Below are 24,334 nucleotides of genomic sequence, written 5' to 3'. Positions count from 1 at the left end.
GCGGCCTGTATTTTCCCTTCGAGTAATTAATTTAAGCAACATTCGACGGCGTGATACGCTGTATTGTGCTGTTTGCTTGCAGTCTGGTCGGCAACGCGCTTATCATTGGCGCTTTGACAAGACTGTGACGCCTCGGCCTTGCCATCCGCATCGCAAAAGTGCAGACTGCGGCGCGATCCATGTATGATGCGCTTGCTGCACCCATCCAAAGTGTTAAAAAACGAGATACAAAATATGACCAAAACCCTCATCATCGCCGAGAAGCCTTCTGTCGCGAACGACATCGCGAAGACGCTTGGCGGCTTTACCAAGCACGATGAGTACTTTGAATCCGACGAGTACGTGCTGTCCTCCGCCGTCGGTCACCTGCTGGAAATCGCCGTACCGGAAGAACACGACGTCAAACGCGGCAAGTGGAGCTTTGCCCACCTGCCGATGATTCCGCCGTACTTCGCGCTGAACCCGATCGCCAAGACCGAGGCCCGCCTCAAGGTGCTCAACAAGCTGATCAAGCGTAAAGACGTCACCACCCTCATCAACGCATGTGACGCGGGCCGCGAAGGGGAACTGATTTTCCGTTTGATCGCGCAGAACGCCAAGGCCAAGCAACCGGTCAAGCGCCTGTGGCTGCAATCGATGACGCCGGGCGCGATTCGCGAAGGCTTCACCCAGCTGCGCACCGACGAAGACATGATGCCGCTGGCCGACGCCGCCCGCTGCCGTTCGGAAGCCGACTGGCTGATCGGCATCAACGGCACCCGCGCGATGACCGCGTTCAACTCGAAAGAGGGCGGCTTCTACCTGACCACCGTGGGCCGCGTGCAGACGCCGACCCTGTCGATCGTGGTCGAGCGCGAAGAGAAGATCAAGAAATTCGTCTCGCGCGACTTCTGGGAAGTGCGCGCCGAGTTCGTGTGCGCCGCCGGCGTCTACGAAGGCCGCTGGCTGGACACCAAGTTCAAGAAGGACGAGACCGATCCGGAAAAACGCGCCGAGCGCCTGTGGAGCAAGGCCGCGGCCGACTCCATCGCGCTGGCCGTGCGCGGCAAGCAGGGCGCCGTCACCGAGGAAGCCAAGCCGACCACGTCGATGGCGCCCGCGCTGTTCGACCTGACCAGCTTGCAGCGCGAAGCCAACTCGCGCTTCGGTTTCTCGGCCAAGAACACGCTGGGCCTGGCCCAGGCGCTGTACGAAAAGCACAAGGTGCTGACCTACCCGCGTACCGATTCGCGCCACCTGCCGGAAGATTACATTCCGACCGTGATGCAGGCGCTGGAAGTGGTCAAGGAAAATCCTAACTACCACCAGTTCGCCAAGCAGATCCTGGACAAGAAGTGGGTCAAGCCGAACAAGCGCATCTTCGACAACACCAAGATCTCGGATCACTTCGCGATCATTCCGACCACCATCGCGCCGAAGAACCTGTCCGAGCCTGAGCAAAAGCTGTACGACCTGGTCACGCGCCGCTTCATGGCCGTGTTCTTCCCGCCTGCGGAATTCCAGGTCACGACCCGTTACACCGAAGTGGCCGGCCATCAGTTCAAGACTGAAGGCAAGGTCATGACCAACCCGGGCTGGCTGGCGATCTACGGCAAGGAAGCCTCGTCGGACGACGACAAGGAAGGCAACGCCAACGGCAACCTGGTGCCGGTCGCCAAGGGCGAGAAGGTGCTGACCGACACGGTCAACGCCAACGGCCTGGTGACCAAGCCGCCTGCACGCTACACCGAGGCGACGCTGCTGTCGGCCATGGAAGGCGCGGGCAAGCTGGTCGAGGACGACGAGCTGCGCGATGCGATGGCTGGCAAGGGCCTGGGCACGCCGGCGACGCGCGCCGCCACCATCGAGGGTCTGCTGACCGAGCGCTACCTGCTGCGCGAAGGCCGCGAACTGATGCCGACCGCGAAAGCGTTCCAGCTGATGACGTTGCTGCGCGGCCTGGGCGTGAACGAACTGACCGCGCCGGAACTGACCGGCGAGTGGGAATACAAGCTGTCGCAAATGGAGAAGGGCAAGATCTCGCGTGACGAATTCATGCGTGAGATCGCCCAGATGACGCAGGTCATCGTCAAGCGCGCCAAGGAATACGACAACGATACGATCCCGGGTGATTACCACACGCTGCACACGCCGTGCCCGAACTGCGGCAGCGTGGTCAAGGAAAACTATCGCCGCTTCGCCTGCACCAAGTGCGAATTCTCGATGAGCAAAACGCCGGGCAGCCGCCAGTTTGAAATCGAGGAAGTCGAGCAGTTGCTGAAGGATCGCACCATCGGCCCGCTGCAAGGTTTCCGTTCGAAGATGGGCCGCCCGTTCGCCGCCATCCTGCGCATCGTGCGCGACGAAGAGATCAAAAACTTCAAGCTGGAGTTCGACTTCGGTCAGAACGATGACTCGGAAGATGCGGAACCGGTCGACTTCACCGGCCAGACCGCTCTGGGGCCTTGCCCCAAGTGTGCCGGTGGCGTGTACGAGATGGGCCTGGCCTATGTTTGCGAAAACAGCGTCGCCAAGCCGAAGACTTGCGACTTCCGCAGCGGCCGCATCATTCTGCAGCAGGAGATTTTGCCTGAGCAGATGGCCAAGCTGCTCAACGACGGCAAGACCGATCTGCTGCCGGGCTTTGTTTCGCAGCGCACGCGTCGTCCGTTCAAGGCTTTCCTGACCAAGGGCAAGGACGGCAAGATCAGCTTCGAGTTCGAGGAACGCAAGGCCAAGGGCCCGACTGACAAGTCGGGCGCCAAGGGCAAGGCAGCCGCCGTAGCGGACGAGGGCGCGGAAGCTGCGGAAGGCGCGGCGCCAGCCAAGAAAGCGCCGGCCAAGAAAGCCGCAGCAGCCAAGGCTCCGGCCAAGGCGGCGGTAGCCAAAAAGCCTGCGGCCAAGAAAGCGCCAGCCAAAAAAGCAGCCCCTAAAAAGGCCGCCGCGACCGCTGAGTAATCTTCGGCAGCACCAACAAAAACGGGACCTTGATGGTCCCGTTTTTTATTGCTCAAAGTAGTGGACATCAAGGCGAAATTGGATTTAAATATTAACTTATTCGTTAATAGGTTAATTCATGGAACTGGATCGCGTATTCGAGGCTTTGGCCTCCAAGCCTCGCAGGCAAATCCTGGCGTATCTGTCTGAACTCGAATTGTCGACCTCGGAACTGGCAACGCGCTTCGAAATGAGCACGCCCGCGATCTCACGTCATCTGTCGATACTGGAAAACGCCGGCCTCGTCACCAGTGAGCGTAAGGGGCAATTCGTGCTCTACAAGCTGAATGCGGAAAGTCTGGCCAGTACCTTGACCGGTTACGCGCTGGAAGTCTGTCCGGTCGGCGGGAAGTTGAAGCGCGAGTCGCGCGCACTGAGCAAGAAAAAGAAAACCACGTGATCTGTACACTACCGTAGGGAGTTACGCCATGTCTCATTCGTTTTTCAACATAGAGCAACATCGTGTCCGCGCCGCTGCGGCCAGCAGCGTAGTGATCGGCGAAGTGCGATACGCGCCGCTGAAGTCGCTGTGGTTACTAGGCATGGCTGCCGCCGCGCTGATCGGCGGCTACGCGACATTTTCACTGGCCGGCCTGGCGCTGTTCCTGGTTTCTACAGCGGTCGTTCTATTGTTCGGCCACTCGCTGGGCAGCCATCGCAAGTTGATTCACAATAGCTACCAGTGTCCCAAATGGCTGGAGTACCTGCTGGTCTATCTCGGTGTGCAAGTTGGACTGGCAGGCCCGCTGGGGCTGCTGCGCCAGCACGAGTTGCGCGACTACGCGCAGCGTCTGCCGGATTGCCATGAGTATCTGCGGCACGGCCGCTCGGCGTGGGTGGATGCCTGGTGGCAGCTCAACTGCGAACTGCACCTGGCCGATGAGCCGAACATCCACATCGAAGCGCGCATTGCCGACGACCGCTTCTATCGATTTCTTGAGCGCACCTGGATGCTTCAGCAACTGCCGGTCGCTGTGCTGCTGTTTTGCTGGGGTGGCTGGTCGTTCGTATTTTTCGGTACGTGCGCCCGGGTGACCGCCGGGGTGTTTGGCCATTGGCTGATAGGCTACTTCGCGCACAACCACGGTGAGATGCATTACGAAGTGCAGGGCGCCGCAGTGCAAGGCCACAACATCCGTTTGACCTCGCTACTGACGATGGGCGAATGCTGGCACAACAATCATCACGCTTTCCCCGGCTCTGCGCGCCTGGGTCTGCACGCCGGCGAGTGGGATCCAGGCTGGTGGGTGCTGTGCATGATGCGCTGCACGGGATTGGCCTGGGACTTCACCCTGCCATCCGATTTGCCGTCACGTCCAGAACTGATGCGGATCGAGCCTTACGGGGGCCAGGAGCGGTGCGGCTCGGTGTTGCCGGCGACCTGGTAGTTCATGCCTGGCGTCATCGGCACCTCGATCAGATCACCGGCCTGCCATTGCAGCACTTGTTCCTTGCCGAGCATGACCGCGTGCGCTGGCGCAGGCAGGTTGCTGGCGATGGCGACCCATTGCTGCTGCTCGCGGCGATAGACGGTGATGTCGCAAGCGCCGCTTGGGCTGCCGCAGGCCCAGGCCATCCACTCATCGCTGATCAGCAGATAGGCGAGCTGATCGCCGTGCGCTGCGGCCAGCCGCACGCCGTGCATGGGGCCGCTGGGTTCGCGGTACCAGTCTTCGTCGTAGCTGTTATCAAGGCCGGTTTCGTGGACGTGGTCGGCATCGTCGAAGCGCATCCAGCCGGCGTCGAGCTCGCTGCTGAGGGCGGGGTAGGCGATGGCGGGATGCCAGGTGCAGCGCGTGCCTTCCACGACGGTCTCGCCGGCGAAGCCGTTGATGCCGATGCGGTCGACGGGGACGCGCAGGTCGATGTGATAGCGCGCCGCCTGGAACCACCACACCTGCGTGGTCAGATCGCTGCTGCCGTTGCTGCGCCAGATGCCGCTGCGGCGCCACAAGCCTTCGTATTCCGCTGGAACCATGTCACTTCAAATCGTCGGTGTAAAAGTAGACCGTACCACGAATCGCACTGGCGGGCACATGCAGCGCTGCGGCCAGCGCCGCTGCCTGCGGCTGCTGCAGCGCCTGCTTGTTCAGCGTGATGGCGGCAGTCGGCGCGCCACCGGCCGCCGCGTAGGAAACGATGTGATCGAAATCCGGACGGCTGTCGATCTGCTTCACCAGATAGCGCTGGCTGCCGCTGCCGATCTGCACGTAGCTGGCGTCGTTGCTGGTCTTCTGCGTAGGCGACAGCTGGCGGAACATCAGCACCTTGTCGACCACGATGGTGGCGGCGGCGAACTGCGTCTTGCCGCCTTGCTCGAAATGGCCCTGCACCACATCGGCCTTGAACTGCCGCAGCGGCGCCGCGCTCGCTGGCGCCAGGCGCGACAGCTCGAACTTCTCCGGCGCGATGGTCCACAGCGCGGTCTTGCCGTCGAGACGGCGGCGCAGCGCCGCGTCGGTGGCGGGATCGGCCACGTGCACTTGCAGGATCACCTGGTAGTCATGCGGCGCATGGAACATCGGCAAGTGCGATGCATACAGCCCTTGCTGGCCGCCGAACAGCGCCATGCCGTGTTCGCCATACGTGGCGTCGGCCGCATTGGCGCCGCCCGCGACCAAGGCCAGGCTCAGCAGCAGCGCGGACTTCATGCCTTCACCAGAAGCTTGCCGCGATGCTCGCCGGTGAACAGCGAGTTCAGCGCGGCCGGCAGTTGCGCGAAACCGTCGATCACGGTTTCCTCGAACACGATCTCGCCCGCCTTCACCCACGGTGCGACGATGCGTATCATCTCGTCCATGCGGTGCAGGTAGTCACGCGCCAGCATGCCCTGGATCGTGGCGCGCTGGTACAGCATGTGGTGCAGCAGGCGCGGTCCCAGTTCCGGCATCTCCAGGCCGCCGCTGTACTGGCTGATCTGGCCGCAGATGACGATGCGCGCGCGGCGGTTGATGATGGGGATGATGGCGTCGGTCGCCATGCCGCCGACGTTATCGAAATACACGTCGACGCCGCCGGTCAGGCGCTTGATCTCGGCGCCCAGCGTGTCGGCATCGGAGTAAGCCTTGTAGTCGATGGCCCAGTCGGCGTCCAGCGTGTTGCGCAGCCAGTCGCACTTGGCCGGGCCGCCAGCGATGCCGAGCACGCGCGCGCCGTGGCGCTTGGCGAACTGCACCACCAGCGAGCCCACCGCGCCGGCCGCGCCGGACACCACCACCACTTCGCCCGCATGCGGCTTGCCCGATTCCGTCAGGCCGAACCAGGCGGTGCGGCCCGGCATGCCGAGCACGCCGAGCGCGGTCGTCACCGGCGCCAGCGCCGGGTCGATGCGCTTCAGGCCGCTGGCGTGGACGCGCGCATGCGTCTGCCAGCCGGTGTAGCTCTGCACCCAGTCGCCCACCGCGTAGCCGGGCGCGTTCGAGGCCAGCACCTGCGCCACCACGGCGCCTTGCTGCACGGTGTTCAGCGGATGCGGATCGGTGTCGTAGGTCGGCTTGGTCGACTGGCCGATGCGCATGTAGGGATCGACGCTGAACCAGCGCGCTTCGATCAATACCTCGCCATCGCCGAGCGCGGTCGACAGTTGTTGTTCGACGAGCTCGTAGTGCTCGGCCGTGATCTGCCCGACCGGCTGGCGGCGGTAGATCCATTGTTGTTGGGTCAGTGTAGTCATAGGCAGATGGTAAGATGCTCTTCGTATCCGGTAAAGCAACTTAAATTCACTATTCGTATCCTGTTGGGACATCATGAACCTTTCCGACCTGCGCGTATTTGTCAGCGCCGCCCGCCGTCCCTCGCTGGGCGCGGCCGCGCTGGAGCTGCATTTGACGCCGTCGGCGGTGTCCAAGTCGCTCAAGCGGCTGGAGGACAGCCTGGGCAAGCCGCTGTTCGACCGCAGCGCCAAGCAGCTGGTGCTGAACGAAAGCGGCCAGTTGCTGCTGGCGCGCGCCCAGACCCTGCTGGCGCTGGCCGACCAGGCCAAGGCCGATCTGATGGGCGAGCGCGCCGCCGTCGACAGCCGCATCGCCGGTCCGGCGATTTTGCTGTGGCGGCATGGGCAGATGCTGTCGCAGGCATTGCGCGCCTATCCCGAAGCCAGCCTGCGCATGCAGGCCATGTTCGAGGATGAGGCGCTGGCGGCGCTGCTGCGCGGCGATATCAACGCCGCCATCGTCACTGGCGATGTCATCGAAGGACGGGGCGAGCATTGGTCGGACGAATGGCAGGTGACGCCGCTGGGCAGCGTGACCTTGCATCTGGTGGCGGGGCAGCGGCATCCGCTGGTGCGGTCGTTGCCGCCGGCGCCGCTGCTGGAGGCGGACACGGCGCAGGTGCTGGCGCATGACTTCGCCTGTCCGTCGCGCTCGCTGTTCTGCGGCGTGCAGCGCGGCGCCCGCTCCGACGGCTGGCGCGACGACCAGCTGCCGCGCAAGATACGCTACTGGACCGATGACTTGCAGCTGCTGCTGTCGCTGGTCAAGTCGGGCGAGGCGCTGGCCTATCTGCCGGACTTCGCGCTGGCCGATCCCGAGCTGCGCCGCATCCACGTCACCGATTGCGCGTTCGAATGCGTGGAACAGGTGGCGCTGGTGTGGAACCACGTCAAGGCCAGCGCCTGGCAGCGCGAGCTGGCGGCCGCGCTGGCCGGATACAACTCGTAACTTTTCTTACGGAACTGTGGTCGTCTGCCCTTGGAGGGGCCGCGTTAATTGCTCAAGACGCTGATGAACAGCGATCTGCCAACCACTAGAAAAGGACACACCATCATGAAAACCAAATCCCTGATGATCGCCGGCGTGCTTTCCATGATTAGCGCCGCAGCTTTCGCGCAGACCAATCCAGTGGCACAAGTCCATCAGGACAATGCTCAGATCCGCCAGGACGTCAAACAAGTACACCAGGACACCCGCCAGATCCAGCGCGACAACGCGGTGATCGCCGCCAAGCAGAGCCAGGTGGCAGCAGGCCAGCAGCAACTGCAAGCGGAACGCGGTGAACGCAATGCGCTGGCCCGCGCCGAGCACGCCGATGTGAAGAAGGGCGACCTGGCCGGCGCCCAGCAGCTGGACCAGGCGCGTCGCGCCGAGCAGCAAAACATCAAGGTGGAAAAGCAGGCCATCAAGCATGACGAAAAAGTGATCGCCCACCGTACTGCCGACAAGCATGTGGAACAGGTGGCGCGTCACGAAGCGAAAGTGGAGCGTCATGCGGACAAGGTCAAGCGCGACCACGACGCTGCCAAGATCTGACCGCTGAAGTTTCCAGAAAGCCGGGCGCCTCCAAACCGCCCGGCTTTTTTGCGCTTGCGCTGGCCTGCGCGAGCACCTATATTGAAATCATCATGACCGTCGCCCTCAACACCGTCAGCGCAAGCCCGGCCTACCAGCCGTATGTTCCCGTCGTTTCCAGCACGGCGGCGGAAGCCTTGTCGTCGGAGGCGGTGAGCCTGTCGGCGGCATCGGCGGTGGTGGCCTCGCTGGGCGGATCGACCGGCGCGGCGGTCTACACTCCGTCCGGCTTGCTCGATACGCTGCAGCAGGCGGGCACGGTGGCCGAGCCACTCAGCGTGCCCAAGGACGGCAGCAACACCGACACCTCGTCCACCGCGCAGAATGCGCAGGACCAGGGCCTGCTGGACAGCCTGGCAGCGGCGCCGTCGGCGTCCGGCGTGTACACCGGCGCCGGCACGGTCAGCGGCCTGTCCGCGCAGGCTTCGTCCAACTGGGCCGACCTGCTGAAGATCAATCCCGGCCTGGCCGGCACCGTCATCGCCGACTCCTACAACGCCGGCCTGGTCAGCTCGCTGCAGGTCACGGCTTAGCGACCCTTCAGCAATAAATAAATTGCCGTGGTACACTATCGATTCTTTAGGGCAACTTTCATCCTTCTGCCCGATTCGCAGTTCCAACAGTAGTAGCACTGAGCGGCAACGCTGCTTTATTTCCAATATTGCCTTAACGGGCACACATATCATGAAAAATTTGAAAATCGGCACGCGCCTTGCCGCGGGCTTTGGCTTGGTATTGGCGTTGATGACGCTGATGACCGCGATCGGCATCAGCCATATGCAAACCGTGGCCGAAGCCACCCGCGACATGATGCAGCAGCCGCTGGCCAAGGAGCGCATGATCAGCGACTGGTATCGCCTGATCCACACCAGCGTGCGCCGGACGTCGGCGATTTCGAAGAGCAGCGATCCGTCGCTGGGACCGTTCTTCTCCGAAGAGACCGCCGCGTCGACCGCCGAAGTCAACGGCCTGCAAAAGAAGGTCGAGCCGCTGCTGGAGAGCGACAAGGAAAAAGCGCTGTTCGACGATATGAAGGCCAACCGCAAGCGCTACCTGGCGTCGCGCGACGCTATCGTCGCGCTGAAGAAGGAAGGCAAGCTGGACGAAGCCGCCGCCATGCTGGACCAGCATTTCACGCCGGACGGCAAGGCTTATCTGGAATCGCTGCGCGGTTTGCTGGAACTGCAGCGCAAGAGCATCGACGATAACGCGGCGGCGATCGAAGCGCTGTACGAGCGCAGCCGTCAGTTCATGATCGTGTTCGGGCTGGCGGTGCTGGCGCTGGGCATCGTCTGCGCGTGGCGTTTGACGCGCGGCATCACCGTGCCGCTGAGCCAGGCGGTGGATATCGCCGTCGCCGTGGCCAACAAGGATTTGACCACCCGTATCGTGGTCAGCAGCAAGGATGAAACCGGCCGCTTGCTGGAAGCGTTGCGCACCATGAACGATGGCTTGATCGGCATCGTCACCGAAGTACGCAGCGGTACCGAGAGCATCTCCAGCGCGTCGAGCCAGATTGCGGCCGGCAACCTGGACCTGTCTTCGCGTACCGAAGAGCAGGCTTCTAGCCTGGAAGAAACCGCGTCGTCGATGGAAGAGTTGACCTCGACCGTGAAGCAGAATGCGGACAATGCACGCCAGGCCAATCAGCTGGCGGTGAAGGCGTCGGAAGTGGCGCAGCGGGGCGGCGGCGTGGTGTCGGACGTGGTGCAGACCATGGATGCGATCAATGGTTCGGCGCGCAAGATTGTCGACATCATCAGCGTGATCGATGGCATTGCGTTCCAGACCAACATCCTGGCCTTGAACGCGGCGGTGGAAGCGGCGCGCGCGGGCGAGCAGGGACGTGGTTTCGCGGTGGTGGCGACCGAGGTGCGCAGCCTGGCGCAGCGCAGCGCGACGGCGGCCAAGGAAATCAAGACGCTGATCGATGATTCGCTGGAAAAAGTGGACGCCGGCAGCATGCTGGTCACGCAGGCCGGCAACACGATGAGCGAAGTGGTGGAGAGCATCCAGCGCGTGACCGACATCATGGGCGAGATCACCACGGCCAGCATGGAGCAGAGCTCGGGTATCGAGCAGATCAACCAGGCGATAGGCCAGATGGATCAGGTCACGCAGCAGAACGCCGCGCTGGTGGAAGAAGCGGCCGCCGCGGCCGCCGCCCTGCACGACCAGGCCGATGCACTGACCGAAGTGGTCGCCGTCTTCAAGCTGGCGGCTTAAAAAAAAACCGGGGGTCAAGTCTGACATTCGGACACGAGCTGAACCGTAGCGCGGGCTACAGTTCAGTTCGTGTCCAAATGTCAGACTTGACCCCCGCTGTGTTATTGCGCTTGCAGCTCGACGGGAATCATGTTGTCGTCGGGCTTGCGGTCGATGAGCTTGTTGTCAGGGTCGATGCCGGCGCGGGCCGGGCGGCCGTTGATGACCACGGTGTACAGATTGTCCTTGCGCTCGACCAGCATGCGCTCGCGGTACAGGCTGTTGCCATCCTTGTCGTCGATGCCGATGTCGATCCAATCCTTCAGCGGCGTATCCTTCTCCGCCCCCTGGTCGTCAGCCCGCACCTTGGCCGCGCTGACCGCGAAGGTCACTTCATACTTGCCGTCCGCCAGCCTGCGCGCCGTGGCCGACACCGCATGGTTTTCGTACAGCACGATGTGGTTGAACAGGTCGTCGATCAGGTAAGCCTGCTCCGGCGGCGTGATCTTGCGCAGCGCGTCGACCAGCACCGTCACGCTCGGGTAGGGCCCGCTCTTGCGGCCATACTGCGCCAGCATTTCCTTCAGCGCGCCATTGACCTTGGCCTCGCCGACGATATCCTGCAACTGGTACATCGCCAGGCTGCCCTTGCGGTACTGGATGTAGTTCTGGTTTTCATTCTCCGCCAGCGGCAATTCCTTCTTGCGTTCCAGCGCGCGGCCCACCAGATACTGGTCCAGGTCGTAGTGCAGGAAGCGGCGCATCTTGTCCGCGCCGAAATTCTTCTTCATCACCATCAGCGCCGAGTACTCGGCCAGCGTTTCGCTCAGCACCGTGCCGCCGCGCGTGTTGCCGCCGACCAGCTGGTGGCCCCACCACTGGTGCGCCACTTCATGCGCGGTGATGTAGAACGGATAGTCGATGTCCTTCGGATTCTTGTCGTTGACCTTGGCGATGAAACCGATCGATTCCGCATACGGTATCGTGGTCGGGAACGATTGCGCGAACGTGGCGTAGCGCGGGAACTCGACGATGCGCACCAGCTTGTGCTGGTAAGGGCCGAAGTTGCGCGTGTAGTAGTCCAGCGATTCCTTGATGCCCTTGTCCATGCGGTCCAGGTTGTACTCGTGGCCGGGATGGTAGTACAGCTCGATGCCGACATCCTGCCACCAGTCGCGCTTGACCAGGTAGCGCGCCGACTGGAAGGCGTAGAAGTTGAGGATGGGCTGGTCCATCTTGTAGTGGTAGTAGTGCCGCCCTTGCTTGCTCCACTCCTTGACCAGCGTGCCAGGCGCGATGGCGATTTGGTCTGCGCTGGTGCTGACGGTGGCGTCGAAGGTCAGCCAGTCGGCGTCGCTGCTGGCGAAGTTGTTGGCCAGGCCGGCCGGATCGTCGCGCGGCAGCATGCGCTCGCGCGCCGGCAGCTTGTGCTTCTTGCGGTCGCGCGCGTCGCTCAGTTCCATCATCTGCTGATAGCCGATGTGCGGCAGCACGCTGTTGTCGAAGAAAGTGCCGTTGCCGATCACCGGCGTGTCCTGGCCCATGCCCAGGATGCCGGTGGGGATGTAGGCGACGTCGAAATCCATCGTCATCTGCGCGCCCGGCGCCAGCGGCTTGGCCAGCTTGTAGCTGTAGAAGCCCAGCTCTTCATCCTGGAAGCCCGGCCGCGCGTCCTGGCTGAAGCGCACCTTGTACTGGGTGCTGGTGTTGTCCTGGTAGATCAGCACGTCGCTGATCGGCTGCGCGGTCTTGTTCTCCAGCAGGTAGCGGCCCTTGACGACCAGGCTGCGCCGCTCCGGCACGATGGCGACATCGAGCTTGACGTCGATGATGCGCGGCTGCGGCACCACGGCGAACTTCTTGTACTTGCGCTCGTAGTCGGCGCGCTCGCCATCCTTCTGGTACTGCGTTTTATAGCACTGGACGATGTGGGTGTTATAGAACAGCACGCTGCCGGCGCCGATGAAGATCAGCAGGCCAGCGGCCACCGTGGTCAGCACCGGCACGGTCAGCGCGTGGCGCGCCAGTTGCAGGCGCTGGCGCCAGCCGTCGTTGGTGCCGCGCGCCCAGAACAGTAGCGACAGCACCGTCAGCAGCAGCGCGGCGCCGCCCCAGTAGGCTTCGAACCAGCGTTCGCGCGGCAGGAAGTGGCCGTAGCCGTTCATCGCGGAATAGATGAAGCTCGGCACGTTGCCGTAGATGAGCATGGGGTCGTCGACGCCGATCGTGCCCAGCGTCAGGCTGGCCAGGTAGTAGACGATCATCGCGAAGTAGGCCAGGTATTTCTGGTTAATCAGCACCTGCAGCGCGATCGCCAGCACCGCCGACAGCGCATAGCCCGGCAGCTGGATCAGGAACAACTGGTAGAGGTAGAGGCCGGGTTCGAGGATGAAATAGCCTTTGACGATCTGGATCGCCATGCCGCACACCATCACCACGCCCATCAGCATCGCCTGCAGGCCGATCAGCGCGAACAGCTTGGCCAGCATCGGCAGCCAGCTCGGGATGGGCAGCGCGTCCAGCATCTGTCCCATGCGCGCCTCGCGTTCGCGCCACACCAGCTCGCCCGCGTAGAAGGTGGTGATGACGAACATGAACAGCGCGAAGGTTTCCGACACGGCTTCCAGCACCAGGTAGGTGACCGGGTAGGTGGTGGTGCCGAACATCGAGCCCATGTCCAGCGCGCTGGCGAACATCATCAGCACGCCGGCCAGCACGATCACCAGGAAGTAGATGTTCTTGGTGGTTTCGCGCAGGTTCAGCCAGCTCATCTTGAACAGCAGCGCGGCCAGGCTGCGCGACGCGAAGTCGGGCTTTTCCTGGGTGCTGGTCGATTGCGCCGACAGCTGGCGCGGCGTTTCGCCTTCGCCGCGGCTGGTGCTGCCGGCGCCGCTGTCGATGGTGGCGATGAAGTGGAAGCGCCAGTAGCCCAGCAGCAGGCCGGCCAGCGCGAACGAGCTCCACAGCACGCGGTTCAGCAGGTACACGCCTTCCGGCAGGAACATGCGGGTGTTGCGCTCGGCGATGGGCCAGTATTCGGTCAGGCGGATCACGGCGGTGGTGCCGAAGGGATCGATCAGCGCGGCCAGCGTTTTGAAGTCGAGGTCGCGCGCCAGGCCGGGGGCGACGATGTAGCCGATCAACATGACCACGCTGGAAATGTAGACCGGCAGCATGCGCCGCGTCAGCGCGGCCAGGATGAAGAATACGGCGCCGAAGATGAAGATGTTGGGCAGGATGACGATCAGATAAGGGATCACATAGCCCAGCACGCCGGGCTGGCCCAGCCGCTCGGGGTCGATGCCGGGGATGTAGCTGCCCAGCCAGGTGCCCAGCACGATGCTGGTGAAGATGATGGCCAGCGTCAGGTAGGCGCCGAGGAAGCGGCCGAACATGTACTGGTGCTTCCTGATCGGAGCGCTGAAGAAGAAGTGCTGCATGTCGTATTCGAAATCCTGCTGCACCGAGCGGCCCATCATGGCCGCCATCACCACCACGCCCAGCGAGCCGAGCAGGCTGGTGGTGAACATCAGCGAGCGGGGTGAGTCGATCAGCTGGCTGCCGAAGGTGACGGATGCGCCCTTGAAGACGCCGCCGGCGGCGGCCATCCACAGCAGCGACAGCGCGAGGAAACCGAGGAAATACACCCAGGTGGACAGCAGTTTGAGGCGCTGGCGCGCTTCAAAATAGGCGATGGAAAACATGGGGCCGCCTTAATCGCAGGTGGCCGCAGCGCTGTGGCGGCCGGCGATGGTGGCGAAGTAGACATCTTCCAAGTCGCCGATGGCTTCCTCGAAGCCGTCGCCGGGATCGTTCTCGCTGTAGACGTGGATGAGGGTGCGGCCCGACAGCAGGCGCGACGAGATCACCGGATGGCGCAGCTGGAACGACGGCAGGTCGCGCTTGTCGATGAAGCGGGCCCAGATCTTGTCGCTCACTTCGTGGATCAATTCCTGGGTCGGGCCGCACAGCAGCAGATGGCCCTTGTTGATGATGGCCATGTTGGCGCACAGGTCGGCGACGTCGCTGACGATGTGGGTCGACAGGATCACGGTCTTGTCTTCGCCGATGTCGGACAGCAGGTTGTGGAAGCGCACGCGCTCCTGCGGGTCGAGGCCGGCGGTCGGCTCGTCGACGATGATCAGCTTGGGATCGCCCAGCAGCGCCTGGGCGATGCCGAAGCGCTGGCGCATGCCGCCGGAAAAACCGCCGAGGCGCTGGTTGCGCACGTCGAACAGATTGGTTTGTTGCAGCAGGCCGTCGACCACCTCGCGCCGGCGGTTGCGGTTGGACAGGCCCTTGAGCACGGCAAAATGGTCGAGCAGTTCGTAGGCGGTCACTTTCGGATACACGCCGAAGTCCTGCGGCAGATAGCCCAGCAGGCGGCGCACTTCGTCTTTTTCATCCAGCACGTCAATGTCGTCCAGGAAGACGGAACCGGAATCGCATTCCTGCAGGGTGGCCAGCGTGCGCATCAGCGTCGACTTGCCGGCGCCGTTAGGCCCGAGCAAACCGAACATCCCGGTCGGGATGGTGAGCGAAATATTGTCCAGCGCTACGACGCCATTGCCGTAGGTTTTAGACAAGTTGCTGATGCGTAATTCCATGCTAACTCCTGAATGATTCTGCCGGTGTCTGCTCCGCGTTTCTGCACGGCCATACACTTTTCACATGATGGCATTGTATTGGGTTTGCCCTATACATGGGGCCCCATTGCGACGGGCGGCGCAAACCGCGCGCCAGAGTGCAAAAAAGGCCGACCAGACGGCGGCCTGAGGCGGGGACATTTCGGGCTAGTTGAATAGACAACTTGTTCAATTTCTAAACAAAACCTGCTCGCGGTTGAACCACCAGCGGCACAGGGCCAGCAGGGCGCCGGCGGTCAGCGTGGTCGACAGCAGGATCACCGAGAACATGCTGTAGTCCATGGTGCCCTTGACCAGCTCCTTCATCGCCAGCGACACATTGGTCAGCGGCACCATCGCCCACTTCCAGTTCAGCTCCACGCCGGGCAGCAGCGCCACCAGCGTCGGCAGGATGGTGACGATGATCAGCGGCGAGATCAGGCCGGCCGCCTCCTTGTAGCTCTTGGCGTAGACCGAGATCGACAACAGGATGGCGGCGAAGATGGCGGCGGTCGGCACCAGCATCAGCGCCACCATGGCCAGGTCCAGCAGGCCGATGGCGCGCACCATCTGCACCAGGTCGCCGCCGATCAGCGGGCCGAAGAAGTACAGCAGCATGCCCATGCTGCCTATCATCAGCAGCGCCGAGGTCAGGCCGACGGTGAACAGCATCAGGAACTTGGCCATCACCAGCGCGGTGCGCGAGACCGGCGCCAGCAGCAGGGTTTCCAGCGTGCCGCGCTCCTTCTCGCCGGCGCCGGTGTCGATTGCCGGATACATCGCCGCCATCACGCATACCATCAGCAGGATGTAGGGCAGCATGCCGCCGACCACCGCGCCCATCTGCTCGCGCTTGTCGGCGGTGGAATGGTCTTCCAGCGTGATCGGGTCGAGCGCGAAGCGCAGCTGCTCCTTGTTGAGGTTGAGCGCGGACAGCGCCTGTTCGCGCAGCACGCGGTTCTGGCCGCCGATCACCGACATCACGCGCTTGCGCGTCAGGTCGACGGTGACGGCGCTGTTGTAGTGCAGCGCGATCACGCCTTGCTGCTGCTGGGCCAGGCTCTGTTCGAAGCCGGCGGGGATCACCAGCGCGAACTTGATGCGGTCGTCGCCGATGGCGGTCTTGATGTCGGCCGGGCTGGCCAGCACCACTTCGCGGAAGCCCTTCTCTTTCGCGAAGCGCTCGGCCAGATGCGGCGCGTGGTCCTTGCCGAAGATGGAGTAGGTCATTTCGGCCTGGCTGGCCTGCTTGAACAGGCTCTGGGACACGTAGCCGAAGCCGGTGAAGATCAGCGGCATCGCGAACACGGGGATGAAGACGGTGAAGAAAAAGGTGCGGCGGTCGCGCGCCAGCTCCAGCAATTCCTTCAGATAGATGATCCACATGGCTCAGCCCCCCTGGTTGATGACACCGACGAAAGCGTCGTACAGATCGGCGCTGCCGCCCAGGTGGCGCAGCTCTTCGACCGTGCCGTGGAAGGCGGTCTTGCCGTGGTTGATGATGCAGACGCGGTCGCACAGCTTCTCCACCTCGTGCAGGTGGTGGGTGGAAAAGATCAGCGGCACACGCAGCGCCTTGTAGCTGGCGATGAAGTCCAGCAGGATCTTGGCCGACATCACGTCCAGGCCGGTGGTGGGTTCGTCGAGGATGACGATCTGCGGCTCGTGCACGACGGTGCGGGCGATCGAGCATTTCTGCTTCATGCCGGTGGACAGCTGGTCGGCGCGCTTGTTGCCGTACTCGGTCATTTGCAGCAGCTCGAATAGTTCATCGCAGCGGCGCTTCAGGTAGGGCGGGCTCATGCCGTGCAGGCGGCCGAAGTACTCGACGTTTTCGCGCGCGGTCAGGCGGCCGTACAGGCCGGTGGTGCCGGACAGGAAACCGATGTGCTGGCGGGCCGCGACCGGATCGTGCAGCAGGTCGACGCCGTTGGCGTGTATGCTGCCGGCATCGGGTTTCAAGGCGGTGGACAGCAGGCGCAGCGTGGTGGTCTTGCCGGCGCCGTTGGGTCCGAGCAGGCCCAGCACTTCACCGGGCGCGCAGCGGAAACTGACATCGCGCACTGCATGGAACCAGCCGTCGTGGTCGCGCGGATCGCGCGCCGCCTGCGCGGACTTGCCGCCGCGCGAAGGCAGCCGAAAACGCTTGGCGAGACCCCTGACCTCGATCATTGCAGTGTCCTTGTTAAAAAGATTTCAAGAGTAGCATGTAAAAATTCTCACACGCAAGCTACTAGCTGTACAAATGTCTTGCTATAGTCGGATATGGGAGAAGAATAAAAAATGAATCCTCAATTGCAGGAAAAAATACTGGCCGTGACACATTGCGGCGTCGACCGTAACGAGTCCACCGGCTTCTTCCGCGTGGCCTTGGGGCTGTATTACCTGTCGGGCCTGATGACCAAGGAAACGCTGGACTTCAAGCAGCTGGACCGCGACTTCAACCGCTTCATCTACCACAGCATCGGCAAGGGCCACAGCATCACTAGCATCCTGCAATACATGAGCGGGGAGAAAGTGGTGCCGGTGGTGGAGTCCAAGCGCTTCCTGCGGGCGTTCGCACTGCACTGCACCGAAGTGCCGGTGGAGAACATCCCCTTCCTGCTCGGCCTGAACCTGAGCGTGGCGAAGGATATTTCCAAGATGGACGTGCGCGGGCCGGTGGCCGACTACATCGAACGCCAGCGCCAGTTGCGCGAGGCGGCCGAGGCAAATTAAGGCGTCCGCGCCTATAATATTGCTTTCGTCCGAATTCGAGTCTGCACATGGCCGCACATCACCACACCCCGCTGGACCGTTTGATTGCCGGCGCCGACAAGGCGCTGCGCGTGATTACCGGCGTCGCCTCCGCATCGCGCCCAACGCCGGCACTGCACGCGGCCGACGCCATGATGAGCGAAGCGGAAACCCGTCACAGCGCCGGCTTGATGCGGGTGAATCATGTGGGCGAGGTCTGCGCGCAGGCGCTGTACAACTCGCAGAGCCGCTTCGCCAAGACCGAGCAGATGCGCGCGCAGTTCGAGCAGGCGGGCAGGGAAGAGGAAGACCATCTGGCCTGGACCGCGCAGCGGCTGGGCGAACTGAATTCGCACATCAGCGTGCTCAATCCCTTGTTCTATGCGGGCGCGTATGCGCTGGGCACGGTGGCCGCGGTGCTGGGCGATGCGCGCAGCCTGGGCTTTGTGGTGGAAACGGAGCGGCAGGTGGAGGCGCATCTGGCCAGCCATCTGGATAAGCTGCCGCCGCAGGACGCCAAGTCGCGCGCCATTGTCGAGCAGATGCGCCTGGATGAAATCGAACACGGCGCCGCCGCGCAGGCACTGGGCGCCTCGCAGACGCCGGCTCCGGTGCAGGCGGTGATGGCGGTGATGGGCAAGGTCATGACCAGCACCGCGTATTACATTTAAGCTTCGATAATTTCAAACGAGTGGGTGATCTCGGCAGTCTTGCCGAGCATGATGGACGCCGAGCAGTACTTGTCGTGCGACAGCGTGATCGCCCGTTCGACAGCCTCCGGTTTCAGATCCTTGCCGGTCACGGTGAAGTGGAAGTTAATCTTGGTGAACACTTTCGGCTCGGTGTCCGCGCGCTCGGCCGTCAGCGTGCATTCGCAGCCGCGGATGTCGGCGCGGCCCTTCTTCAAAATCAGCACCACGTCATACGCCGTGCAGCCGCCGGTGCCCAGCAACACCATCTCCATCGGCCGTGGCGCCAGGTTGTGACCGCCGCCCTCGGGCGCGCCATCCATGTTGACCATGTGGCCGGAGCCGGTCGTGGCCAAGAAACTCATGCCCGACGGGCCATTCCAGCTGACTTTGCATTCCATCATTCTCTCCGTTAAAAAGCGTTGCGCATATTGTAAAGGAGTCCGGCCGGACTGGCTTGCATGAGGTTTTATTGCTTGCTGTTACTCCGAACGAATCGCATACTTTATGACTTAGATCAAGGAGGCTCTGATGACTCATGCTATCAAGTACCTTTGTTCCTATGGCGATTTGACCGCGCCGGGCAGCACGCAGCCAGGTCCGCTGGCCGACGATTTCACGCTCAATTCCCCGGTCGGCGTGCATGCCGATAGTTACGGCAGGCTGTGGGTGTGCGATACCGGCAACAGCCGCGTGCTGATCTTCGACGCCGAACTGTCCACGCTGCTGCACGTGATCGAAGGCCCGGGCGAGGACACGCCCGACGCGCCGCGCCTGCTGATGCCGTTTCATCTCTGTCCCCATCCCACCCACCAGCTGATGTACTGCACCGACATGGGCCACGGCCGCGTGGTCGTGTTCGCCTACGACGAGGACGAAGTGTGGTTCAGCTATGCCTTCGGCGAAGGCGACGGCCACTACCTGCCGCTGTCCGATCCGAACGGCATCACCGTGGTGCGCGAGCGCGACGGCGTCGACTACCTGTATGTATGCGACGAGTTCTTTCACACCGCAGACGACCTGGCCAGCCGCTGCGTCAAGTTCACGCTGGAGGGCGAATTCGTCGGCCAGTTCCGCCACGTCGGCGGCCCCGGCGTCCGCCACGAACTACTGTGGCCGCAAGGCCTGGCCAGCGATGCGCAGGGCAACCTCTATCTCGCCAACACCGGCCACTACGAAGTGCTGAAGATCAGCACCGACTGGCCTATCGTGAACGAATGCGTGCAGGCGCCGCATGACACGGTGATGCTGCACCAGCACGGCAAGCCCACCGGCATCGGCAAGTTCAACGTGATGCGCTCGGTATGCGTGATCTGCGACCGCGTGTTCGTGCCGGGGCATGTCGAGAACGCCATCACCGTGTATGACCTGGACGGCAAGGAGGTCAGCGAGGTCAAAGGCCTGCTGCCCTTGTGGAACCACACGCCGGAGCCGGTGCACAACCTGTCCGATTTCGTCTACGGCGCGCTGGAGGATGTGGTGTTCGTCGGCCCCTACCAGGTCTGCGCGGCGGAAGGTGAGCCGGACGTGTATTTCATCAGCGAGCCCTTTGCCTCCAGTGTGATCAAGGTGCGCATCCCGCGCGTGCAGGGCGACGAGGATGCGCTGCTGATCGAGTCGGTCGGCCACCGGCGCGACGACCAGAGCCGGCTGCGCGACAGCTCGCAGTTCAATTGCATGACCTCGGTGATCGGCTTCAATCGCGAACGCCGTACCGTGCCGCGCGAGCCCCAGGCCGGCGGCAACTGGATCGACCAGTGGGCCCAGGCCACGACCAGCATCTACAAGTACTGGTACGACCAGTTCCGCACCCACATGGGCATCGATCCGCTGGCGCGCATGGCGAACGCATCGCTGAACATCGATTCCGGCAACTGGTGCATGAAGACCTTCAACACCGAGAGCGACCCCTACCACCAGTTGCAGGACATGATGCGCGGCTTCTTCGTGCCGGGCGACCTGGCGATGGACGTCTATTATCCGCACACGCCGCCGCTGGGGCAGATCTGTCCCGGCACGCCGATCGTGTTCGTCACCAACTTCAATCTGTGCACGGTGACGATGTACCAGTTCAATCCGGCCGGCTACCTGATCAACTACGGCATGCCGTTCGGCCGCGAGGGCATAGGCGGCGACGGCACGCTGAAGGCGCCGCAGGGCATCGCCATCAACGGCCAGGGCGAGATCTATATCGCCGATTCGCTCAACAACCGGATTTCGATGTGGCAGTTGCAGCCGACCGGCTACGTGGCGTTCCGCAAGAACTTCCGCTGGCAATCGGACGAAGACTTCACGCCCTGCGACATCGCCATCGACGCCCAGGACCGCTTGTTCGTCTGCGACCAGTTCAACAACTGCCTGCGCGTGTTCGACCGCGCCGGCAACAGCCTGTGGAGCTACGGTTATCTCGGCTATTGCGATGATGTCAATGTTGACTATGAAAAGTTCATGCTGCCGGCCAGCGTCTGCATCGACGGCGAGCGCCTGATCGTCAACGACCTGGTCAACCGCGCGCTGAAAGTGTTCCGCATCGGCGAGCACACGCTGCATTACGAGGCCGGCATTTCCGTGTTCAAGAAATACCCGGATGCGGGCGGCGTCTGGATGCCGTACTTCATCTACGCCGACCGCGGCCGCCTTTACGTGCCCGACACGACTTTCAATGTGGTCAATGTTTTCCGCTATGGGGCCGCGGAGCCTGATTCCGCCAGCATTGCGGCTTGACGCGGCAAGCGTTTCCCGCTTATACTTGTCGGCTTTCCGTTCGCTCAGGAAAGTAAATAAGAAGGCCGAGTCCGCTGAAGCAATGGCGGAACCACCATTTGAGCGTGTTTTATTATTTAGGAAGTCAACATGAAAACTTTTTCCGCTAAGGGCCATGAAGTCCAGCGTGATTGGTTCGTGATTGACGCGACGGACAAAGTCCTCGGACGTGTTGCCAGCGAAGTGGCACTCCGACTGCGCGGCAAACACAAGCCAGAATTTACTCCTCACGTCGATACCGGCGATTTCATCGTCATCGTCAATGCAGGCAAACTGCGCGTGACCGGCACCAAAGCAACCGAGAAGACCTACTACCGTCACTCGGGCTACCCAGGTGGCATCTATGAGACCAACTTCCTGAAAATGCAACAGCGTTTCCCAGGCCGTGCTCTGGAAAAAGCCGTTAAAGGTATGCTGCCGAAGGGCCCACTGGGCTACGCAATGATCAAGAAGCTGAAAGTGTACGCTGAAGGTTCGCACCCGCACGCTGCTCAGCAACCTAAAGCACTCGAAATCTAAGGAACTGACATGATCGGTAACTACAATTACGGCACCGGCCGTCGCAAGAGTGCAGTAGCTCGTGTGTTTATCAAAGTTGGCACTGGCCAAATCATCGTTAACGGCAAGCCAGCGGCTGAGTACTTCTCCCGCGAAACCGGCCTGATGGTTATTCGTCAACCACTGGAACTGACCGGCAACGTTGAGCGTTTTGACATCAAAGTCAACGTTCACGGCGGCGGCGAGTCCGGCCAGGCAGGTGCTGTGCGTCACGGCATCACCCGCGCTCTGATCGACTACGATGCAGCTCTGAAGGGCGATCTGGCACGCGCCGGCTTCGTTACCCGCGATGCACGTGAAGTTGAACGTAAAAAAGTTGGTCTGCGCAAAGCACGTCGCGCAAAACAATTCTCGAAGCGTTAATTTTTACGCTGTGGTGCGCTGCTTGCGGCGCATCCTCAAAAAAGCCGCCGGCCCTGTGTCGGGCGGCTTTTTTGCTATCTGGCAGGCGCGGTTTGCAGCGTAACACGTCTGTCGCATATGCCTGATAAAATGGCAGTCCCCTCCACGCATTACCTCATTCAAGGAAAGAACATGATCAAAGTTGGCATCGTCGGCGGCACCGGATACACCGGAGTGGAATTGCTGCGACTGTTGGCAGTCCACCCTGATGTGCAGCTGACGGCTATCACGTCGCGCAAGGAAGATGGTTTGCCGGTTGCCGATATGTTCCCTTCGCTGCGCGGCCGCGTGAACATCGCCTTCTCGTCGCCGGACAAGGCCGACCTGAGCAAGTGCGACGTGGTGTTCTTCGCCACCCCGCACGGCGTCGCGATGGCGCAGGCGCCCGCGCTGCTGGCGGCCGGCGTCAAGGTGATCGACCTGGCGGCGGACTTCCGCATCAAGGATAAGGCTGTCTTTGAAAAATGGTACAAGATCGACCACACCTGCCCCGAACTGCTGGAAGAGGCCGCCTACGGCCTGGCTGAACTGAACCGCGACGCCATCAAGGGCGCGCGCCTGGTCGCCAATCCGGGCTGCTACCCGACCACCATGCAGCTGGGCTACTACCCGCTGCTGAAGGCCGGCCTGATCGACGCCGGTTCGCTGATCGCCGACTGCAAGTCGGGCGTGTCCGGCGCCGGCCGCAAGGCTGAGATCGCTACGCTGTTCTCCGAATCCAGCGACAACTTCAAGGCCTACGGCGTGGCCGGCCACCGCCACACGCCGGAAACCTCGGCGCAGCTGCAGAAGTTCACCGCCGACAAGGTCGGCCTGGTGTTCACGCCGCACCTGGTGCCGATGATACGCGGCATGCACTCGACGCTGTACGGCCGCCTGACCAAGGACGTCAGCAACGAAGAGTTGCAGGCGCTGTTCGAAGCGCAGTACAAGGACTCGCCGTTCGTCGACGTGATGCCGTTCGGTTCGCATCCTGAAACCCGTTCCACCCGCGGCTCCAACATGCTGCGCCTGGCGCTGCATCGCCCGGACAACGGCAACACCGTGATCGTGCTGGTGGTGCAGGACAACCTGGTCAAGGGCGCATCCGGCCAGGCGGTGCAGTGCATGAATTTGATGTTCGGCCTGGAAGAAACCACCGGCCTGACCCAGATCGCGCTGCTGCCGTAAATCAAAGTGCGGCAGGGCGGGGATAGTAGATTGAAGATTCCCGCCCACCTCGCCAGCAGAAAGCCGCAGATGATCGATATGGACAGCCTGATCGGCGCCGCCACCCGCGTGCAAGGCAATGTGTTGTTCCGGGGCGGCATGCGTATCGACGGCGAGGTCATCGGCAATGTTGTCGGGGAGGCAGGACATCCCAGCTATCTGGTCATTGCCGAGCATGCCCGTGTGGAAGGCGAGATACGCTGTGACCACCTGGTGGTGAACGGCGAGGTCCAAGGTTGTGTTTTCAGTGCCGACCTGCTTGAAATCCAGCCCAGTGCCCGTATTATTGGGGATGTGAGCTACAAAGTTCTTGAAATGCACGGCGGCGCGCAGGTGTTGGGTACCTTGACCCATCGCGACAGCTCCGGCGCGGAGCCGTTTTTGGCGGTCTCCGGAGCATAATTTACGCCAACGGTCTATAATGGATCAAATGTTTTCACGTAGGAGTCTGAAATGAATGCTGTCGCCGAATCGCTCGATGTAATCCCGTCGCCTATTATCTTCACCGACAGCGCGGCGGAGAAGGTCGCCCAACTGATCGAGGAAGAGGGCAATCCCGATCTGAAACTGCGCGTATTCGTGCAGGGTGGCGGCTGCTCCGGCTTCCAGTACGGCTTCACGTTTGACGAAATCGTCAACGAAGACGACACCACCATGGTCAAGAACGGCGTCCAGCTGTTGATCGATTCGATGAGCTACCAGTACCTGGTCGGCGCGGAAATCGACTACAAGGACGACCTGGAAGGCGCGCAATTCGTGATCAAGAATCCGACCGCGACCTCGACCTGCGGCTGCGGCTCGTCGTTCTCGGTATAAGTTGCGCACAGCCGGCCCTGGGCCGGCTGCGATAAGCGGCGGACAACTCCGGTTGTGCCGCCGTTTT

At 62.3% G+C, this 24,334-nt stretch carries 23 protein-coding genes; 15 read left to right on the top strand and 8 right to left on the bottom strand.

Annotated features, from left to right (window positions below; all coding sequences use genetic code 11):
* Positions 1–234: 234 nt before the first annotated feature.
* The 3 genes from GEV02_RS23455 to GEV02_RS23445 all read left to right on the top strand — a co-directional run bounded on the left by GEV02_RS23455 (position 235) and on the right by GEV02_RS23445 (position 4,364).
* Complete coding sequence (locus GEV02_RS23455; protein WP_152840390.1) at positions 235–2,937, top strand: DNA topoisomerase III; 2,703 nt, start codon at positions 235–237, stop codon at positions 2,935–2,937.
* A gap of 118 nt (positions 2,938–3,055) precedes the next feature.
* A complete protein-coding gene (locus tag GEV02_RS23450) occupies positions 3,056–3,376 on the top strand; it encodes a metalloregulator ArsR/SmtB family transcription factor (RefSeq protein ID WP_070358108.1) in 321 nt (106 codons plus the stop codon).
* Between the two features lie 28 nt (positions 3,377–3,404).
* Positions 3,405–4,364, top strand: a complete 960-nt coding sequence (locus tag GEV02_RS23445; protein ID WP_152840389.1) for an acyl-CoA desaturase — start codon at positions 3,405–3,407, stop codon at positions 4,362–4,364.
* On the opposite strand, the gene GEV02_RS23440 is transcribed toward GEV02_RS23445, so the two are convergent.
* The 3 genes from GEV02_RS23440 to GEV02_RS23430 are packed head-to-tail and all read right to left on the bottom strand — an operon-like array spanning position 4,316 to position 6,649.
* Positions 4,316–4,954, bottom strand: coding sequence for a hypothetical protein (locus GEV02_RS23440; protein WP_152840388.1), 639 nt, complete (start codon positions 4,952–4,954; stop codon positions 4,316–4,318). The two genes, GEV02_RS23445 and GEV02_RS23440, sit on opposite strands and share 49 nt — an antisense overlap.
* A 1-nt stretch (position 4,955) precedes the next feature.
* Positions 4,956–5,627 (bottom strand): hypothetical protein, encoded by a 672-nt coding sequence (locus GEV02_RS23435; RefSeq protein WP_152840387.1) that lies wholly within the window; start codon positions 5,625–5,627, stop codon positions 4,956–4,958.
* Entirely contained in the window at positions 5,624–6,649 is a 1,026-nt protein-coding gene (locus GEV02_RS23430) for an NADP-dependent oxidoreductase (RefSeq protein WP_152840386.1), read from the bottom strand. Before GEV02_RS23430 ends, GEV02_RS23435 begins: the two co-directional genes overlap by 4 nt.
* 73 nt (positions 6,650–6,722) lie before the next feature.
* Here GEV02_RS23430 and GEV02_RS23425 point away from each other — a divergent pair, with 73 nt between their 5' ends.
* From GEV02_RS23425 to GEV02_RS23410, 4 genes are all read left to right on the top strand, one after another.
* A complete protein-coding gene (locus GEV02_RS23425; protein WP_152840385.1) occupies positions 6,723–7,637 on the top strand; it encodes a LysR family transcriptional regulator in 915 nt (304 codons plus the stop codon).
* 105 nt (positions 7,638–7,742) lie between these two features.
* Positions 7,743–8,225: a hypothetical protein gene (locus GEV02_RS23420; protein ID WP_152840384.1), complete on the top strand. Its 483-nt coding sequence runs from the start codon at positions 7,743–7,745 to the stop codon at positions 8,223–8,225.
* 92 nt (positions 8,226–8,317) lie between these two features.
* Complete coding sequence (locus GEV02_RS23415) at positions 8,318–8,797, top strand: hypothetical protein (protein WP_152840383.1); 480 nt, start codon at positions 8,318–8,320, stop codon at positions 8,795–8,797.
* Between the two features lie 151 nt (positions 8,798–8,948).
* The gene (locus tag GEV02_RS23410) at positions 8,949–10,490 is read left to right on the top strand and encodes a methyl-accepting chemotaxis protein (RefSeq protein WP_152840382.1); all 1,542 of its coding nucleotides are present in this window, start codon (positions 8,949–8,951) and stop codon (positions 10,488–10,490) included.
* Positions 10,491–10,591: 101 nt separating this feature from the next.
* Here the strand turns inward: GEV02_RS23410 and GEV02_RS23405 are convergent, their stop codons facing one another.
* From GEV02_RS23405 to GEV02_RS23390, 4 genes are all read right to left on the bottom strand, one after another.
* Positions 10,592–14,173: an ABC transporter permease/M1 family aminopeptidase gene (locus GEV02_RS23405; RefSeq protein ID WP_152840381.1), complete on the bottom strand. Its 3,582-nt coding sequence runs from the start codon at positions 14,171–14,173 to the stop codon at positions 10,592–10,594.
* Between the two features lie 9 nt (positions 14,174–14,182).
* The gene (locus GEV02_RS23400; RefSeq protein WP_152840380.1) at positions 14,183–15,076 is read right to left on the bottom strand and encodes an ABC transporter ATP-binding protein; all 894 of its coding nucleotides are present in this window, start codon (positions 15,074–15,076) and stop codon (positions 14,183–14,185) included.
* A gap of 207 nt (positions 15,077–15,283) precedes the next feature.
* Positions 15,284–16,480 (bottom strand): ABC transporter permease, encoded by a 1,197-nt coding sequence (locus GEV02_RS23395; RefSeq protein ID WP_152840379.1) that lies wholly within the window; start codon positions 16,478–16,480, stop codon positions 15,284–15,286.
* Positions 16,481–16,483: 3 nt separating this feature from the next.
* Entirely contained in the window at positions 16,484–17,266 is a 783-nt protein-coding gene (locus GEV02_RS23390; protein ID WP_152840378.1) for an ABC transporter ATP-binding protein, read from the bottom strand.
* Positions 17,267–17,377: 111 nt separating this feature from the next.
* On the opposite strand from GEV02_RS23390, the gene GEV02_RS23385 reads away from it, so the two are divergent.
* Complete coding sequence (locus tag GEV02_RS23385; protein WP_152805365.1) at positions 17,378–17,812, top strand: hypothetical protein; 435 nt, start codon at positions 17,378–17,380, stop codon at positions 17,810–17,812.
* 47 nt (positions 17,813–17,859) lie between these two features.
* Positions 17,860–18,501 carry a 2-polyprenyl-3-methyl-6-methoxy-1,4-benzoquinone monooxygenase gene (coq7, locus tag GEV02_RS23380; protein WP_152840377.1) on the top strand — a complete coding sequence of 214 codons (642 nt, stop codon included), beginning with the start codon at positions 17,860–17,862 and terminating at the stop codon, positions 18,499–18,501.
* On the opposite strand, the gene GEV02_RS23375 is transcribed toward coq7, so the two are convergent.
* Complete coding sequence (locus tag GEV02_RS23375; RefSeq protein ID WP_152840468.1) at positions 18,498–18,920, bottom strand: OsmC family protein; 423 nt, start codon at positions 18,918–18,920, stop codon at positions 18,498–18,500. The two genes, coq7 and GEV02_RS23375, sit on opposite strands and share 4 nt — an antisense overlap.
* Before the next feature lie 130 nt (positions 18,921–19,050).
* On the opposite strand from GEV02_RS23375, the gene GEV02_RS23370 reads away from it, so the two are divergent.
* The 6 genes from GEV02_RS23370 (at position 19,051) to erpA (ending at position 24,267) form a co-directional block, all read left to right on the top strand.
* A complete protein-coding gene (locus GEV02_RS23370; RefSeq protein WP_152840376.1) occupies positions 19,051–21,243 on the top strand; it encodes an NHL repeat-containing protein in 2,193 nt (730 codons plus the stop codon).
* A gap of 129 nt (positions 21,244–21,372) precedes the next feature.
* The gene (rplM, locus tag GEV02_RS23365) at positions 21,373–21,801 is read left to right on the top strand and encodes a 50S ribosomal protein L13 (protein ID WP_008445136.1); all 429 of its coding nucleotides are present in this window, start codon (positions 21,373–21,375) and stop codon (positions 21,799–21,801) included.
* Positions 21,802–21,810: 9 nt separating this feature from the next.
* Entirely contained in the window at positions 21,811–22,203 is a 393-nt protein-coding gene (gene rpsI / locus GEV02_RS23360) for a 30S ribosomal protein S9 (protein WP_008445137.1), read from the top strand.
* 171 nt (positions 22,204–22,374) lie between these two features.
* Positions 22,375–23,412, top strand: a complete 1,038-nt coding sequence (argC, locus tag GEV02_RS23355; protein ID WP_152840374.1) for an N-acetyl-gamma-glutamyl-phosphate reductase — start codon at positions 22,375–22,377, stop codon at positions 23,410–23,412.
* 69 nt (positions 23,413–23,481) lie between these two features.
* Positions 23,482–23,853: a bactofilin family protein gene (locus GEV02_RS23350; protein ID WP_152840467.1), complete on the top strand. Its 372-nt coding sequence runs from the start codon at positions 23,482–23,484 to the stop codon at positions 23,851–23,853.
* 51 nt (positions 23,854–23,904) lie between these two features.
* Positions 23,905–24,267, top strand: coding sequence for an iron-sulfur cluster insertion protein ErpA (erpA, locus tag GEV02_RS23345; RefSeq protein ID WP_008445143.1), 363 nt, complete (start codon positions 23,905–23,907; stop codon positions 24,265–24,267).
* Positions 24,268–24,334: the final 67 nt, after the last annotated feature.

Source organism: Rugamonas aquatica, assembly GCF_009380215.1.
Taxonomy (GTDB): domain Bacteria; phylum Pseudomonadota; class Gammaproteobacteria; order Burkholderiales; family Burkholderiaceae_D; genus Rugamonas; species Rugamonas aquatica_B.
This window is presented reverse-complemented; position numbering and strand designations above follow the sequence as displayed.